Below are 14524 nucleotides of genomic sequence, written 5' to 3'. Positions count from 1 at the left end.
TCAGACCGTGGACGAGGTCCTGGCCTGTCCCTGGTTCTCCTCCTGCCCGGCGGCGGCGCGGGCCGCGCCCGGGACGAGGATCTTGCGGGAGAGCAGGAAGGTGAACGGGATGGCCACGATCGCCGCGACGAGCGGGGCGATGCGGGTGTCCATCCCGGCCCAGGTCACCAGGGCGTACAGGCCGGCGGACTGGATGACGTAGTTGGTCACGTTCGTCAGGGGGAAGAGGAGGAACTTCTTCCAGGTCGGCCGGGTCCGGTAGGTGAAGTAGGTGTTCATGAAGAAGGAGCCGACCATCGCCAGCACGAAGGCGAGCGAGTAGGCGGCGAAGTACGGCATCCACGGGTGCAGCAGGAGGTAGATGCCGAAGAAGGTGCCGGTGTTGACCCCGCCCACGAGGGCGAAGCGGAATACCTGGCCGAGCTGCTCCTTGCGGGTCATCGGGCGCTGCGCTCCCGGATCGTCGGCTCCGCCGCCGGGGCGGCGCCCGCGGCCTTGGGGAGGGGCTCCGAGCCGTGCGACTCCTTCACCAGGAAGTGCGGCCGGCGCTTGGTCTCGTAGTAGATGCGGCCGATGTACTCGCCGACGAGGCCCAGCATGATCAGCTGTACGCCGCCCAGGCCCGTGATGATGGCCACAAGGGTGACGTAGCCGGGCGCGTCCACGCCGTTGGTGATCGCCATGACGGTGATCCACAGGGCGTAGAGGCCGGTCAGGGCGACCAGGGACACGCCGAACCAGATGCCGATCCGCAGCGGCCGGTTGTTGAAGGAGATCAGGCCGTCCATGCCGTAGTTCAGCAGGGCGCCGAACTTCCACTTGGTCTCGCCGGCCTCGCGCTGCGCGTTGCGGTAGTCGAAGTGGACGGTGTCGAAGCCGATCCAGGAGAACAGGCCCTTGGAGAAGCGGTTGTACTCCGGCAGGGATAGCAGGGCGTCCACGGCCGGGCGCGAGAGCATCCGGAAGTCGCCGACGCCGTCGGTGAGTTCGACGTCGACCCAGCGGTTCACGCCGCGGTAGTAGAGGCGGCTGAGCGCGGAGCGCACCTTCTTGTCGCCCTCGCGGGTGCGGCGGGCGATGATCTGGTCGTGGCCCTGCCGGTAGTGCTCCAGCATGGTGGCGATGAGCTCCGGCGGGTGCTGGAGGTCGGCGTCCATGATCACGACGGCGTCGCCGGTGGCCTCGCGCAGGCCGGCGAGCATGCCGGCCTCCTTGCCGAAGTTGCGGCTGAAGGAGACGTAGCGGGTCTCCTCACCGTGTTCCGCGGCGATCTTCCGGAGCTTGTCGAGGGTGCCGTCACGGCTCCCGTCGTCGACGTAGCAGACCTCGTACTCGACGGGCAGGGCGTCCAGAACCCTGCGGATCTCCACGTCGAAGCTGTCGATGACGGCTTCTTCGTTGTAGCAAGGGACAACTACGGACAGCTTCGTCATGAACACTTCCTGCTGGATCCGAACGGGTGATTGTGGCGACCGCACCCGCCTCTCACCTCTTCCTTAGAAGTATGCACGGCGAGCGGCTACCGAGAGTCGCCCTGCCTGAGCCGAGGGCGGCACACGGTAGCTTTGACGGGATAAGCGGAATGAGCGGAACGAAACGAAGGGATCGAGGTGCACGTGCCCGACGTCTCCGTGGTCGTCATCGTCTACAACGACGCAGAGCGTCTGTCGACAGCAGTCCAGTCGGTTCTCGACCAGACACTCCAGGGTGTCGAGATCGTGATCGTCGACGACTGCAGCCAGGACCGCTCCTTCGCGGTCGCCCAGGAACTCGAATCCGCGCATCCGGGGAGGGTGCGCGCCTTCCAGCTGCCGCAGAACAGCGGCGGCTGCGGTGCGCCGCGCAACCACGGCGTCCAGCAGGCCACCGGAACGTACGTGATGTTCCTGGACAGCGACGACGTGCTGGAGCGCAACGCCTGCCGGAACATGCTGGCCGCCGCCGAGCGGACCGGCTCCGACCTGGTCTCGGGCATGTGCGTACGCGTGCACCTCGACAACCGGTGGGGCAAGACCACCGAGTGGTACCCCTGGATCTACTCGAGCACCCGCACGCTGGAGTCGATCACCGAGTTCCCGGACCTGCTGGTCTACGACACGCTCTCCACGAACAAGTGCTACCGGCGCGCGTTCCTGCTGGAGCAGGGCCTGGAGTTCCCGGTCGGCATCCACTACGAGGACCTGCTGTTCTCCGCGCAGGCGTACGTGGCGGCCCGGCGCATCACGCTGATCCCCAACCACGTCTACTTCTGGAACGTGGTCGAGAAGGCCGCGGCCAAGTCGATCAGCAACCGGCGCCACGAGATCGCGAACTTCGTCCACCGGATGGAGATCCACCGTCGCGTCGACGAGCTGCTCGCGGCCAAGGGCCACACGGACATCAAGTCCGCGAAGGACGCCAAGTTCCTCAAGCACGACCTGGTCCTGCACCTGCGTGACCTGCCGCTGCTGAGCGACGAGTACCGCCAGGAGTTCGCGGGCCTCGCCAACGGCTACCTCGCGGGCATCGACCCGGAGGCCTACGAGCACGTCACCCACCTCCAGGCGATCTGCGCGTACCTGCTGGGCAAGGAGGACTGGGAGAACCTGCTCCCGGCCGCCGACGCCATGATCAACAAGGGTCGGCTGACCTCCCCGCTCGCCGAGCGCGACGGCCGCGTCTACTGGTGCGCGCAGCACATCGACGGCCCCGACGCCGCCGAGGCCCGCCGGATACTGGACGTCACCGAGCAGGGCTTCCACACCACCCCGCTCGCGTCCCTCACCCTGGGCAACCGCCTCACCTCCTACGAGGACGACGGCCGCGGCACCGTCACGCTGTCCGGCACCGTGGTGAACCCGCTGGGCCGCATCGCCGAGGACGCGGAGCTGAAGGCCACCCTGGAGCTGCGGGCCCGCCGCCAGATCGGCGTGCGCTCCTTCAGCTTCCCCGTGGCAAGCGTGCGACACGCCGGTGACACGATCGAGTGGCGCACGACGGCGGACATCGGCGGCACCGTGCGCCCCCTCGGCATCATCGACGCCGTCTGGGACGTCCGCCTGAAGCTGACCGCCGGGGGCGAGCGCATCACCACCCGCGTCTCGATCGGCGGCCTGGACCTGGACTCGGCGGCCCGGCTGCGCGTCCGGCCGCGGCTGACCCGCCTGGTCTCCGACCGCTTCGCGGCGGAGATGACCAAGAAGGGCAACCTCTCCTACGTCCTGACCGCGGAGGGCGCCGCCGCCGTACGCACCCAGTCGCTGATCAACAACGCCATACAGGGCAGGGCGGCGGGCGTGGTCAAGCGGGGTCTGCGCAAGGCCCTGCGGGCCCGCCGGAACATGGGCTCCGGCGAGCAGAAGGTGAAGATCTACCACGAGGTCTTCTCCAAGCTGCCCGTCAAGAAGGGCACGGTCGTCTTCGAGAGCCACATGGGCAAGCAGTACAGCGACAGCCCGAAGGCCATCTACGAGGAGATGGTCCGCCAGGGCGTGCCCTTCGAGGCGGTCTGGTCGTACGCGGGCTCCAGGCCCACCGGCTTCCCCAAGGAGGCCACCCTGGTCAAGCGCTGGAGCTGGCAGTACCTGCGCGCCCTGGCCCAGGCCGAGTACTGGGTGGACAACCAGGGCTTCCCCCTGGCCCTCGCCAAGCGCCCGGGCACCACGTACATCCAGACCTGGCACGGCTCCGCGCTCAAGCGGATGGGCTTCCACGAGCCCCGCACCAAGGCGCAGGGCCGGGCCGGCCAGGCCCGCTTCCAGGCGGCCGTCGACCGCTTCGACCACTTCCTGATCCGCTCCGAGCACGACGCCCGCACCCTCGCCAAGGGCTTCCGGCTGCGCGACGAGGTGCTGCTGCGCACGGGCTACCCGCGCAACGACGCCCTCGTCGAGGCGCACCGGGCCGAGATGGACAGCGGCGAGCGGGTCCGCGGCGCCCTCGCCACCGAACTCGGCATCGACCCGGACAAGAAGGTGCTGCTGTACGCGCCGACCTTCCGGGCGGGCGCGGACGGCGCGGTGGAGGGCTTCACCTTCCCCTTCGACGTGGAGGAGTTCGCGGACCGGCTCGGCGACCGCTTCACGCTGCTGGTGCGGACCCACTACCTCAACAGCGTCTCGCTGCCGCCGTCGGTCGCGGGCCGGGTCGTCGACGTGTCACGGCACCACGACATCACCCCGCTGCTGGCCCTTGCCGACGGACTCATCACCGACTACTCGTCCGTGATGTTCGACTACGCGGTCCTGGACCGGCCGATGGTGTTCTTCGCGTACGACTACGAGAAGTACGCCACCGACATCCGCGGCACGTACTTCGACCTGAAGGAGAAGGCCCCGGGCCCGGTGGTGGCCACCGCCGACGAACTCCTGCAGGCGCTGGCGGCCTTCGAGGAGGCGGACGCCAAGTACGCGGAGGCGCGGCAGCGCTTCCTCACCGAGTTCGGCGAGTACGACCGCGGGGACGCGGCCCGCCAGATCGTCGAGAAGTTCTTCACCGGGAGCGGCAAGTGAGCCGGGACATCTTCATCGTCTCCAACAGCGTCGACGAGATCGGCGGCGTGACCACCTGGTCGCACCAGATGGCCCGGCAGTTCACCGACCGCGGGCACCGGGTCCACATCGTCGGCATCGCGCCGGTCGCCGAGGAGATCCGGCAGAAGCTGCCCCAGGACCTGCCGTACGCGACGACCACGCTGTACGAGGCCCACCCGCCGTCGGCGCGCCGGCTGCGCGGCATCAAGGGCCGGCTGAACGCGCCCGAGCGGCGCCGCCAGGCGGCCCGGCGGGCGCAGATGCGGGTCAAGGCGGACCGGCTGAGCGAACTGCTGCGCGGCGCCCGCCCGGGCGGGGTCGTCATCGTCACCCAGGTCTGGGCCATGGAGTGGGTGGCGCTCGCCGACACCAAGGGCCTCTCCGTCATCGGCATGAGCCACGAGTCGTTCGAGGCCAGCCAGAAGTCCACCCGCGGCGAGCGGGTCCGCCGGCACTTCCGTGAGGTGGACCGGCTGCTGGTGCTCACCCCCGAGGACGCGGACCTGTGGATCCGGGCCGGCATGGAGAACGTCGGCAGCATGCCGAACCCGATCCCCTTCATGCCCGCCACCCCCGCTCGGCGCACCGGGAAGATCGTGGCCAGCGTCGGCCGGCTCGCCTTCGAGAAGGGCGTCGACCTGCTGCTCGACGCGTGGGCCGACGCGGCGCCGCACCACCCCGACTGGGTCCTGCGGATCTACGGCGCGGGCGTGGAGGAGGCGGCGCTGCGGGCGCACTGCACCTCGCTCGGGCTGGACGACTCCGTCGAGTGGATGGGCAGCACCGACGACGTGCTCGGCGCGCTGCAGGAGGCCTCGGTCTTCGCGCAGGCCTCGCGCGCCGAGGGCTTCCCGATCACGCTGCTGGAGGCGATGGCGGCGGGTGTGGCACCGGCCGCCTTCGACTGCGCGCCGGGCGTGCGGGAGATCGTCGAGCACGGTGAGGACGGGCTGCTGGCCCGGCTGGGCAACACGATGGAGCTCGCCGGACACCTGCACGCGCTGATGTCCGACCGCGAGCTGCGCGACCGGCTCGGGGACAACGCCTTCCGCTCGGTGAAGCGCTACTCCAGCGCCGAGATCACCGACCGGTGGGAGGAGCTGTTCTCCTTCCTGGAGCGCTGACGGCGGCGCCACACGCGAGGAACGACGAAGCCGCCCGCCCCGGAGGTGTCCGGGGCGGGCGGCTTCGTCGTACGGCGGGGGCGGTGCCCGTCAGGCCTTGTGGACGTCGCGGTGCGCGTCCGCGCGGGCCACCTTGTTGGCCTCCCAGCCCGCCCAGGCGGAGGTGACCATCTCGCTGACGTCGTGCCGGGCAGCCCAGCCCAGCACCGTGTTGATCCGCTCGGCGGAGGCCACGACCTTCGCCGGGTCCCCGGGACGGCGCGGGCTGATCACGGGGGCGTAGTCGTGCCCGGTGCCCTTGTTCAGGAGCTCGACCATCTCGGCGACGGAAACGCCCTCGCCGCGCCCGATGTTGACGGTGAGGTCCTTGTAGTCCTCCGCCGCGGCCCACTCGGCCAGCTTGCGGGCGGCCGCCACGTGGGCCTCCGCCAGGTCCTCGACGTGGATGTAGTCGCGGATGCAGGTGCCGTCCGGCGTCGGGTAGTCGTCACCGAAGATCTTGGCGCCCTGGCCGGCGTCGTAGCGCTCGAAGACCATCGGCACCAGGTTGAAGACGCCGGTGTCCGCGAGCTCCGGGGTCGCCGCACCCGCCACGTTGAAGTAGCGCAGGCACGCGGTGGAAATGCCGTGCGCCTTGCCCGCGGCGCGCACCAGCCACTCGCCGGCCAGCTTGGTCTCGCCGTACGGGCTCAGCGGCGCGCACGGGGTCTCCTCGGTGACCAGGTCGACGTCGGGCATGCCGTACACGGAGGCGGAGGAGGAGAAGAGGAAGTTGCGCACGCCCGCGTCGGCGACGGCCTGGAGCAGGACCGTCAGGCCCTGGACGTTCTCGTGGTAGTAGTACAGCGGCTTCTCGACGGACTCGCCGACCTGCTTCTTGCCGGCCAGGTGCACCACGCCCGTGATCTTGTGCTCGCGGAGGGTCTTCTCCAGCACCAGCCGGTCCAGGACGGAGCCGACCACCAGCGGGACGCCCTCCGGGACGCGGTCCTCGTTGCCCGTGGAGAGGTCGTCGAGGACGACGACCTTCTCCCCCGCGAGCAGCATCGCGCGGACGACGTGCGCGCCGATGTAACCGGCGCCACCGGTGATCAGAAACGTCATGTGTATCTCCTTGGTCCTGTCCGACTTCGGTGGGGAAAGCGCAGCGGGGCGCATCGGGTTCAGCCCGCCCCCCGGGCCGCCCGGGCCCGGTGGAGGCGGTTGCGTACGAGGTACAGGGCTCCCTCGGCGCCCGGCGCGAGGCGCAGCGCGAGGGCGCCGGCCCCCGTCCGGTAGGGCTGCGCCAGCAGAACACCGTACCGGCTGCTGGGCAGCGCCCGACGGCGGAGCAGCCGGCCCCGGGGGCGCAGGGAGGTGAACACCGAGCTCCCGTCGGCACACTGCACGCCCACCCCGACGTTCCAGGCCTGCATCCTGCGCAGCCCCTGGCGGCGGCCGGTGACGGCCAGGTCGGCGAGGCGGAACGGCAGCACGGCCATCCAGCCGCCGCTGCGGTCGGGCAGCAGCTCGACGGGGCGCGCGAGGACGGGCTCGCCCCCGGCGCGGGGCATGAAGCTCAGGCGCGCGGTCTGCGGGCCCGCCTCGGCGAGGCGCCCGTAGAGGTCGTGCACGCGGATCCGGACGGCGCCGCGGCCGGCCGGCTCGGCGTCGACGGTGACGGGCAGCTCCCCGACCGGCAGCGTCGGCAGGCCGTCCAGCTCGACGGGGAGCTCCTCGCTCCACACCGGCTCGCCGGAGGCGCCGACCGCGTACGGGGGCAGCAGGCGCGGCGGCTGCGCGGCCAGGCGGGTGAGCCGCTCGACGTCGGCGGGCGGGGTCGCGGTGGCGCGCAGCACCCGTACGATCCAGCGGGCATGGGCCGCGGCGGCCTCGACGTCGGCCTCGGCGAACGTGTCGAGGTACTCGCGGGTGAGGGTCCACCAGGCGGCCCGGTACTCGGGGTCGGTGCCCAGCTCGCGCAGGTACATGGGCAGGTCGTACTCGAGGAACTTCACGTGGCAGGCGCTGCCCAGGACCGGGGAGGCGGCGGCCAGGGTCCGGGCGGCCGTGCGGTGGGCCTCGATGCGGGAGCGCCAGTTCCCGACGTCCTTGCGGTCCAGGGAGATGGACACCTGGGCGGCGCTGCGGCGCACGTGCCAGACGTAGACGAGGTCGCCGGTGACGGCGATGCGGGGGGCGGCGGCGAGCACGCGGGAGGTGAAGACGAAGTCCTCGTAGACGAACCGGCCGTCCGGGAAGCGCAGGCCGTGCTCCTCCAGGAACGCGCGCTCGTAGAGCTTGTTGACGCACAGGGTGTCGCGGACGAGCTCGGGCCGGTCCGCGGGGCGCTCGATGACGTCGCCGGGGGTGTAGAGACCGGGCATCCACGGCACGTCGTGGTGCTGGGGCAGCTCGCGCCGCACGGCCGCGCCGACGGTGACCGGGGCGCGGTGCCGCTCGGCGGCGCGCACCAGGGCGTCCGCCGCGCCCGGTGGCAGGATGTCGTCGCTGTCGAGGAAGAGCACGTAGCGGCCGGACGCCGCGGCGATCCCGTCGTTGCGCGGGGTGCCGCACCCGCCGCTGTTCTCCGTCCGGTGCACGGCCTTGAGGCGGGGGTGGACGGAGGCCAGTTCGTCCAGCACCCGCGCGGTGCCGTCGGACGAGGCGTCGTTCACCGCGATGACCTCGGTGACCACCGGGCCCTGGGCGAGGGCCGAGGAGACGGCCTCGCCCACGAGCCCGGCGTCGTTGTACGCGATGACCACGACGGAGACCGTGGGGAGGTTGCTGCTGTTCACCCGGAGGATCCTAGGCGACCCACATAAAGACGCCTTCAAACCCTCCGGGGCAGATTCCCTCGGGAGTGGACTAGAACGGCCGGAATTCGTCGTACTCCTGCTGCGCCGAATCCCCGCGCTTGGCTTCCTTCTCCTTGCGGCGCTGGGTGGCCGGGCGCGGCGCCTCCATGCGGTGGTCCTCACCGCGGCGGCCCAGCATCTCGGCTCCGGCCATCATGGTCGGCTCCCAGTCGAAGACGACCGCGTTCTCGTCGGAGCCGATGGCGACGCCGTCGCCGGCCCGCGCGCCGGCCTTCTTGAGCGCGTCCTCGACACCGAGGCGGTTGAGCCGGTCGGCCAGGTAGCCGACGGCCTCGTCGTTGTTGAAGTCGGTCTGGCGGACCCAGCGCTCCGGCTTCTCGCCGCGCACCACGTACACGTCCTCGGCCTCGTCGTAGGCGACGGTGAAGCCGGCGTCGTCCACGGCCTTCGGGCGGATGACGATGCGGGTCGCCTCCTCCTTCGGCTTGCGGGAGCGGGCCTTGGCGATGACCTCGGCGAGGAAGTAGGAGAGCTCCTTCAGGCCCGTACGGGCGACCGCGGACACCTCGAAGACCTTGTAGCCGCGCGCCTCCAGGTCGGGGCGCACCATGTCGGCGAGCTCCTGGCCGTCGGGGATGTCGACCTTGTTGAGGACGACGAGCCGCGGGCGCTTCTCCAGGCCGCCGCCGTAGAGCTTGAGCTCCTCCTCGATGACGTCGAGGTCGGCGATCGGGTCGCGGTCGGTCTCCAGGGTGGCCGTGTCCAGGACGTGCACGAGCACCGAGCAGCGCTCGACGTGGCGCAGGAACTCCAGGCCCAGTCCCCTGCCCTGGCTGGCGCCGGGGATCAGGCCCGGGACGTCGGCGATCGTGTAGACGGTCGAGCCGGCGGTGACGACGCCCAGGTTCGGGACGAGGGTGGTGAAGGGGTAGTCCGCGATCTTCGGCTTGGCGGAGGAGAGCACCGAGATCAGCGAGGACTTGCCGGCGCTCGGGAAGCCGACCAGCGCCACGTCGGCGACGGTCTTGAGCTCCAGGACGATGTCGCCGGTGGTGCCGGGGACGCCGAGGAGCGCGAAGCCGGGGGCCTTGCGGCGGGCGGAGGCGAGCGCGGCGTTGCCGAGGCCGCCGCGGCCGCCCTCGGCGGCCACGTAGGTGGTGCCCTGACCGACGAGGTCGGCGAGGACGTTGCCCTGCTTGTCGAGGACGACGGTGCCGTCCGGAACGGGCAGGATCAGGTCCTGGCCGTCCTTGCCGGAGCGGTTGCCGCCCTCGCCGGGCTTGCCGTTGGTGGCCTTGCGGTGGGGGCTGTGGTGGTAGTCCAGCAGGGTGGTGATCGCCTGCTCCACCACCAGGATGACGTCGCCGCCGCGGCCGCCGTTGCCGCCGTCGGGGCCGCCGAGCGGCTTGAACTTCTCCCGGTGAACGGAGGCGCAGCCGTGGCCTCCGTTACCCGCGGCGACGTGCAGCTCGACGCGGTCCACGAAGGTGGTCATGGTTGTTCCTCCAGATACAGCGGGGATAGTCCGGAAAATCCGGTGGCAGGCCTTGCTGCCCATTAAACGTGTCTATGTGACAACGCGCCGAGGGCGGACCTCTCTTCCCGGCCTGAGCCGGGAAGAGCTGAGATCCGCCCTCGGGAAGTTACGAACGCTCGATCAGCCGAAGCTGGATCAGGCGGCCGGAACGATGTTGACGACCTTGCGGCCACGGTGCGTGCCGAACTGCACGGCACCGGCCTGCAGCGCGAACAGCGTGTCGTCGCCACCACGACCGACACCCGAGCCCGGGTGGAAGTGGGTGCCGCGCTGGCGGACGAGGATCTCGCCGGCGGAGACGACCTGACCGCCGAAGCGCTTCACGCCGAGCCGCTGGGCATTGGAGTCGCGCCCGTTCCGGGTGGACGATGCGCCCTTCTTGTGTGCCATGTCTCAGTCCCTCTTACTTCGCAGCCGCGGGGATACCGGTGACCTTGATCGCCGTGTACTGCTGGCGGTGACCCTGGCGACGGCGGTAGCCGGTCTTGTTCTTGTAGCGCAGGATGTCGATCTTGGCGCCCTTGTGGTGGTCCACGACCTCGGCCGTGACCTTGATACCGGCCAGGACCCACGGGTCGCTGGTCACGGCGTCGCCGTCGACAACGAGCAGGGTCGAGAGCTCGACCGTGTCGCCAACCTTGGCAGTGGAAATCTTGTCAACCTCAACGATGTCGCCGACAGCAACCTTGTGCTGGCGACCACCGCTGCGCACGATGGCGTACACGCGGATCTCTCTCTCACTCGGGACGGATGCTCCTGAAGCCAGCCGCTCAGGCGGGCCGGGGCCCACGCTGATCCGGATTGGACGAGCGGCCTCTCCCGTACAGCGCTTGCGCGCGGGAAGCGGGAGGAAGGTGCTCAGGAGCGCGGCGCGTACAGGACACGCCGACGGTCTAGGTTACGGGGCCGGTTCCGGAGGGTCAAACCGGGTCCCGCACGGCCGTGGGCCCCGCCGGTCGGCGGGGCCCACGGTCGTGTGACGGATCAGGCTTCGGTCGGAGCCGAGACGGACGGGGCAGCCTGCTGCTCCGCCGCCGCGGTCTTCTTCGTCGCCCGCTTCGTCGCGGTCTTCTTGGTCGTGGCCGTCTTCTTGACCGCGGTCTTCTTGGCGGCCGCCGCCTTCTTGGCCGGGGCCTTCTTCGCCGCGGCGGCCTTCTTGGCCGGAGCCTTGCGGGCGGCCTTCTTGGCCGGCGCGGGCTCCTCGGCGGGCGCGGCTTCCTCGGCCGGCGCCGCCGGCTCGGTCACCGGGGCCTCGACGACCACCACGGCGGCCTCCGCGGCGCCCGCCGGGGAACCGGCGGGTGCGGTGGCCTTACGGGTGGCACGACGGCGCGGACGGGCCGGTGCGGCCTCCGCCGCCGGGGCCTCCTCGACGGCGGCGACCGGCTCGGGCTCGACGACGGGCTCGGGCTCGGAAGCCACGACCGGCTCCGGCTCCGGCTCCGCGGTCACGGCCGGCTCCGGGGCGGCGTCGGCGACCGGCGCCGGCGCGGTGGCCTTGCGGGTCGCACGGCGACGGGTACGGCCCTTCGGCGCGGCCTCCTCGACCGGGGCGGCCGGGGCCGGCTCCACGGCGGGGGCGGCCTCGGCGACGACCTCGGCGACGACCTCCGCGGCCGGCTCCAGGACGGTGTCGGCCGGCTCGGTCACCGGCTCGGCGACGGCCTCGGCCACGGGGGCCGGGGCCTGCACCGCGGCGGCCTCGCCCCGCGGGGCGCCCGCGGGAGCGGTGGCCTTGCGGGTGGCGCGGCGCCGGTTGCGGCGTCCGCTCAGGCCGGCGGCGGCCTCGGCCTCGGCCGGGGAGCCGTAGAGCTCCTCGCCCGCCACGAACGCCGGCTCGGGCAGCGCCTTCGGCGCCGCGACCTCGGCGGCCACCTCGGCCTCGGACTCGAAGGCCTCCGGCTCGGCGGTCTCGACGGTCTCGACCTCGTGGTCGTGCTGGTCGAACTCGGTGCGGCCGCCACGGCGCTTGGAGCGCTTGCCGTTGCCACCGCCGCCGATCGCGGCCGGCGACTCCATGTGGACGATGACACCGCGGCCGTTGCAGTGGACGCAGGTCTCGGAGAAGGACTCCAGCAGGCCCTGGCCGACCCGCTTGCGGGTCATCTGGACCAGGCCCAGCGAGGTGACCTCGGCGACCTGGTGCTTCGTGCGGTCGCGGCCCAGGCACTCCAGCATGCGGCGCAGGACCAGGTCGCGGTTGGACTCCAGGACCATGTCGATGAAGTCGATGACGACGATGCCGCCGAGGTCGCGCAGCCGCAGCTGGCGCACGATCTCCTCGGCCGCCTCCAGGTTGTTCCTGGTGACGGTCTCCTCGAGGTTGCCGCCCTGACCGGTGAACTTGCCGGTGTTGACGTCGATGACGATCATCGCCTCGGTCTTGTCGATCACAAGCGAGCCGCCCGAGGGCAGCCACACCTTGCGGTCGAGCGCCTTGGCGAGCTGCTCGTCGATCCGGTACGTCGCGAAGACGTCGACCTCGGAGGTCCAGCGCTGGAGCCGGTCGGCCAGGTCCGGGGCCACGTGCGAGACGTAGCCGTGGATGGTCTCCCAGGCGCCGTCGCCGCTGACGATGACCTTGGAGAAGTCCTCGTTGAAGATGTCGCGCACGACGCGGACGGTCATGTCCGGCTCGCCGTACAGGAGGGACGGCGAAGAGGTCGTGATCTGCTTCGACTTCTTCTGGATGTCCTCCCACTGGGCCTGCAGACGCTCGACGTCGCGGCGCAGCTCGTCCTCGCTCGCGCCCTCGGCGGCGGTGCGCACGATGACGCCCGCGTCCTCGGGGACGATCTTCTTGAGGATGGTCTTCAGGCGCGCGCGCTCGGTGTCGGGCAGCTTGCGGCTGATGCCGGTCATCGAGCCCTCGGGCACGTAGACCAGGTAGCGGCCGGGCAGCGAGACCTGGCTGGTCAGGCGGGCGCCCTTGTGGCCGATCGGGTCCTTGGTGACCTGCACGAGGACCGACTGGCCGGACTTCAGGGCGGACTCGATGCGGCGCGGCCCGTTGGCCATGCCGAGCGCCTCGAAGTTGACCTCGCCGGCGTACAGGACCGCGTTGCGGCCCTTGCCGATGTCGATGAAGGCGGCCTCCATCGACGGCAGCACGTTCTGGACCTTGCCCAGGTAGACGTTGCCGACGTACGAGGTGGCTTCTTCCTTGTTGACGTAGTGCTCGACGAGCACGTTGTCCTCGAGGACGCCGATCTGGGTGCGCTCGCCGCTCTGGCGGACGACCATGACGCGCTCGACGGCCTCGCGGCGGGCCAGGAACTCGGCCTCGGTGATGATCGGCACGCGGCGGCGGCCCTGCTCGCGGCCCTCGCGGCGGCGCTGCTTCTTCGCCTCCAGGCGGGTCGAGCCCTTGATGGACTGGACCTCGTCGGACGGCTCGGCCTTCTCGCGCGCCGGGCGGGGCTCGCGGACCTTGACGACGGTGCGGACGCCGTCCTCGTCGCCGGCGGACTCGCCGGCGGCGTCGGCGGGCTCGCCGCTGCGGCGGCGGCGACGGCGGCGACGACGGCTGGAGGTGGAGCCGGAGGCCTCGTCGGTCTCCTCGTCCTCCTCCTCGTCGGCGTCCTGCTCGGCGGTCTCGGCCTCGGTCTCGTCCTCGGCGGACTCGTCGAGGTCGGCGGCCTCACCGCGACGGCGGCGACGGCCACCGCGACGGCGACGGCGCGAGGGGCGCTCGCCCGACTCGTCGCCCTCGTCGAACTCCGCGGACTCGGCGGACTCCTCTTCGAACTCGGCGGCCTCGGCCTCCGGCTCCTCCTCCGCGAGGACCTCGGGCAGGGAGACCGGCGCGTTCTCGGCGGCGCCGCGGCCACGGCGACGGCGGCGGCCGGCGGGCTGCGCGGGCTCGACGGGAGCCGCGGCCTCGGTCTCTTCCTCCTCCTCGACCTCCTCGGCCGGGGCGGCGGCTGCGGCGGCAGCGGCGGCCATGGCGGCGGTCTCGGGGGTCTGGAACATCGGCTCGGTGAAGACCGGCGCCTGGAAGACGGCGACGGCGGGGCGCACCGCACGGCGGGCACGGGCCGGAGCGGCGGGCGCCTCGGCGGCCTCGGGCTCGGCGGCGGGCTGCTGCGGGGCGGCGGCGGCCGCGGTGGTGGTGGAGCGGGTGGCGCGGCGGCGGCCGCGCTTGGGGGCGTCCACGGCGTCGGCGACGGTCACGGCGCGGGCGGCCTTGGGGGCCTCCTCCGCGGCGGCGGCCGGGGCGGGCTCGGCCGCGGTCTCGGCGGCCGGGGCCTGGGCGGCGGGGGCGGCGACGGCGCGGGTGGCACGACGACGGGTACGCGGAGCCGGAGCGGCAGCGGCCTCCTCGACCACCGGGGCGGCAGCCTCAGCGGCAGCCGGAGCCTCCACAACCGGAACCTCGGCAGCCTCAGCCGCCGGAGCAGCCACGGCACGCGTCGCACGACGACGGGCACGCGGAGCCGGAGCGGCAGTGGCCTCTTCGACCACCGGGGCGGCAGCCTCAGCGGCAGCCGGAGCCTCCACAACCGGAACCTCGGCAGCCTCAGCCGCCGGAGCAGCCACGGCACGCGTCGC

The 14524-nt window shown here is 71.8% G+C and carries 10 protein-coding genes; 2 read left to right on the top strand and 8 right to left on the bottom strand.

Annotated features, from left to right (window positions below):
- Together AB0O53_RS23860 and AB0O53_RS23855 are read right to left on the bottom strand one after the other, a co-directional pair.
- Entirely contained in the window at positions 1-441 is a 441-nt protein-coding gene (locus AB0O53_RS23860) for a GtrA family protein (protein ID WP_350999946.1), read from the bottom strand.
- Positions 438-1433, bottom strand: coding sequence for a glycosyltransferase family 2 protein (locus AB0O53_RS23855; RefSeq protein ID WP_350999943.1), 996 nt, complete (start codon positions 1431-1433; stop codon positions 438-440). Before AB0O53_RS23855 ends, AB0O53_RS23860 begins: the two co-directional genes overlap by 4 nt.
- A gap of 177 nt (positions 1434-1610) precedes the next feature.
- Here AB0O53_RS23855 and AB0O53_RS23850 point away from each other — a divergent pair, with 177 nt between their 5' ends.
- A complete protein-coding gene (locus AB0O53_RS23850; protein ID WP_365198052.1) occupies positions 1611-4490 on the top strand; it encodes a bifunctional glycosyltransferase/CDP-glycerol:glycerophosphate glycerophosphotransferase in 2880 nt (959 codons plus the stop codon).
- Positions 4487-5635, top strand: a complete 1149-nt coding sequence (locus AB0O53_RS23845; protein ID WP_365198049.1) for a glycosyltransferase — start codon at positions 4487-4489, stop codon at positions 5633-5635. Before AB0O53_RS23850 ends, AB0O53_RS23845 begins: the two co-directional genes overlap by 4 nt.
- A gap of 90 nt (positions 5636-5725) precedes the next feature.
- Here the strand turns inward: AB0O53_RS23845 and galE are convergent, their stop codons facing one another.
- The 6 genes from galE to AB0O53_RS23815 form a co-directional block, all read right to left on the bottom strand.
- The gene (galE, locus tag AB0O53_RS23840) at positions 5726-6739 is read right to left on the bottom strand and encodes a UDP-glucose 4-epimerase GalE (RefSeq protein WP_350995410.1); all 1014 of its coding nucleotides are present in this window, start codon (positions 6737-6739) and stop codon (positions 5726-5728) included.
- Between the two features lie 59 nt (positions 6740-6798).
- The gene (locus AB0O53_RS23835) at positions 6799-8415 is read right to left on the bottom strand and encodes a glycosyltransferase family 2 protein (protein WP_350995408.1); all 1617 of its coding nucleotides are present in this window, start codon (positions 8413-8415) and stop codon (positions 6799-6801) included.
- A gap of 70 nt (positions 8416-8485) precedes the next feature.
- Positions 8486-9931: a GTPase ObgE gene (gene obgE / locus AB0O53_RS23830; RefSeq protein WP_350995406.1), complete on the bottom strand. Its 1446-nt coding sequence runs from the start codon at positions 9929-9931 to the stop codon at positions 8486-8488.
- A gap of 177 nt (positions 9932-10108) precedes the next feature.
- Positions 10109-10363 (bottom strand): 50S ribosomal protein L27, encoded by a 255-nt coding sequence (gene rpmA, locus AB0O53_RS23825; RefSeq protein WP_030027134.1) that lies wholly within the window; start codon positions 10361-10363, stop codon positions 10109-10111.
- Between the two features lie 13 nt (positions 10364-10376).
- On the bottom strand, positions 10377-10697 hold the full coding sequence (gene rplU / locus AB0O53_RS23820; RefSeq protein ID WP_015033583.1) for a 50S ribosomal protein L21: 321 nt from the start codon (positions 10695-10697) through the stop codon (positions 10377-10379).
- Between the two features lie 260 nt (positions 10698-10957).
- Positions 10958-14524: Rne/Rng family ribonuclease (locus tag AB0O53_RS23815; protein WP_365198045.1), on the bottom strand; the 3567-nt coding region annotated here is incomplete at its 5' end.

Origin of the sequence: Streptomyces erythrochromogenes (genome assembly GCF_040684695.1) — a bacterium.
GTDB lineage: Bacteria > Actinomycetota > Actinomycetes > Streptomycetales > Streptomycetaceae > Streptomyces > Streptomyces erythrochromogenes_C.
Note: the sequence above shows the minus strand (reverse complement) of the source record. Positions and strands in the feature narration are given on the sequence as shown.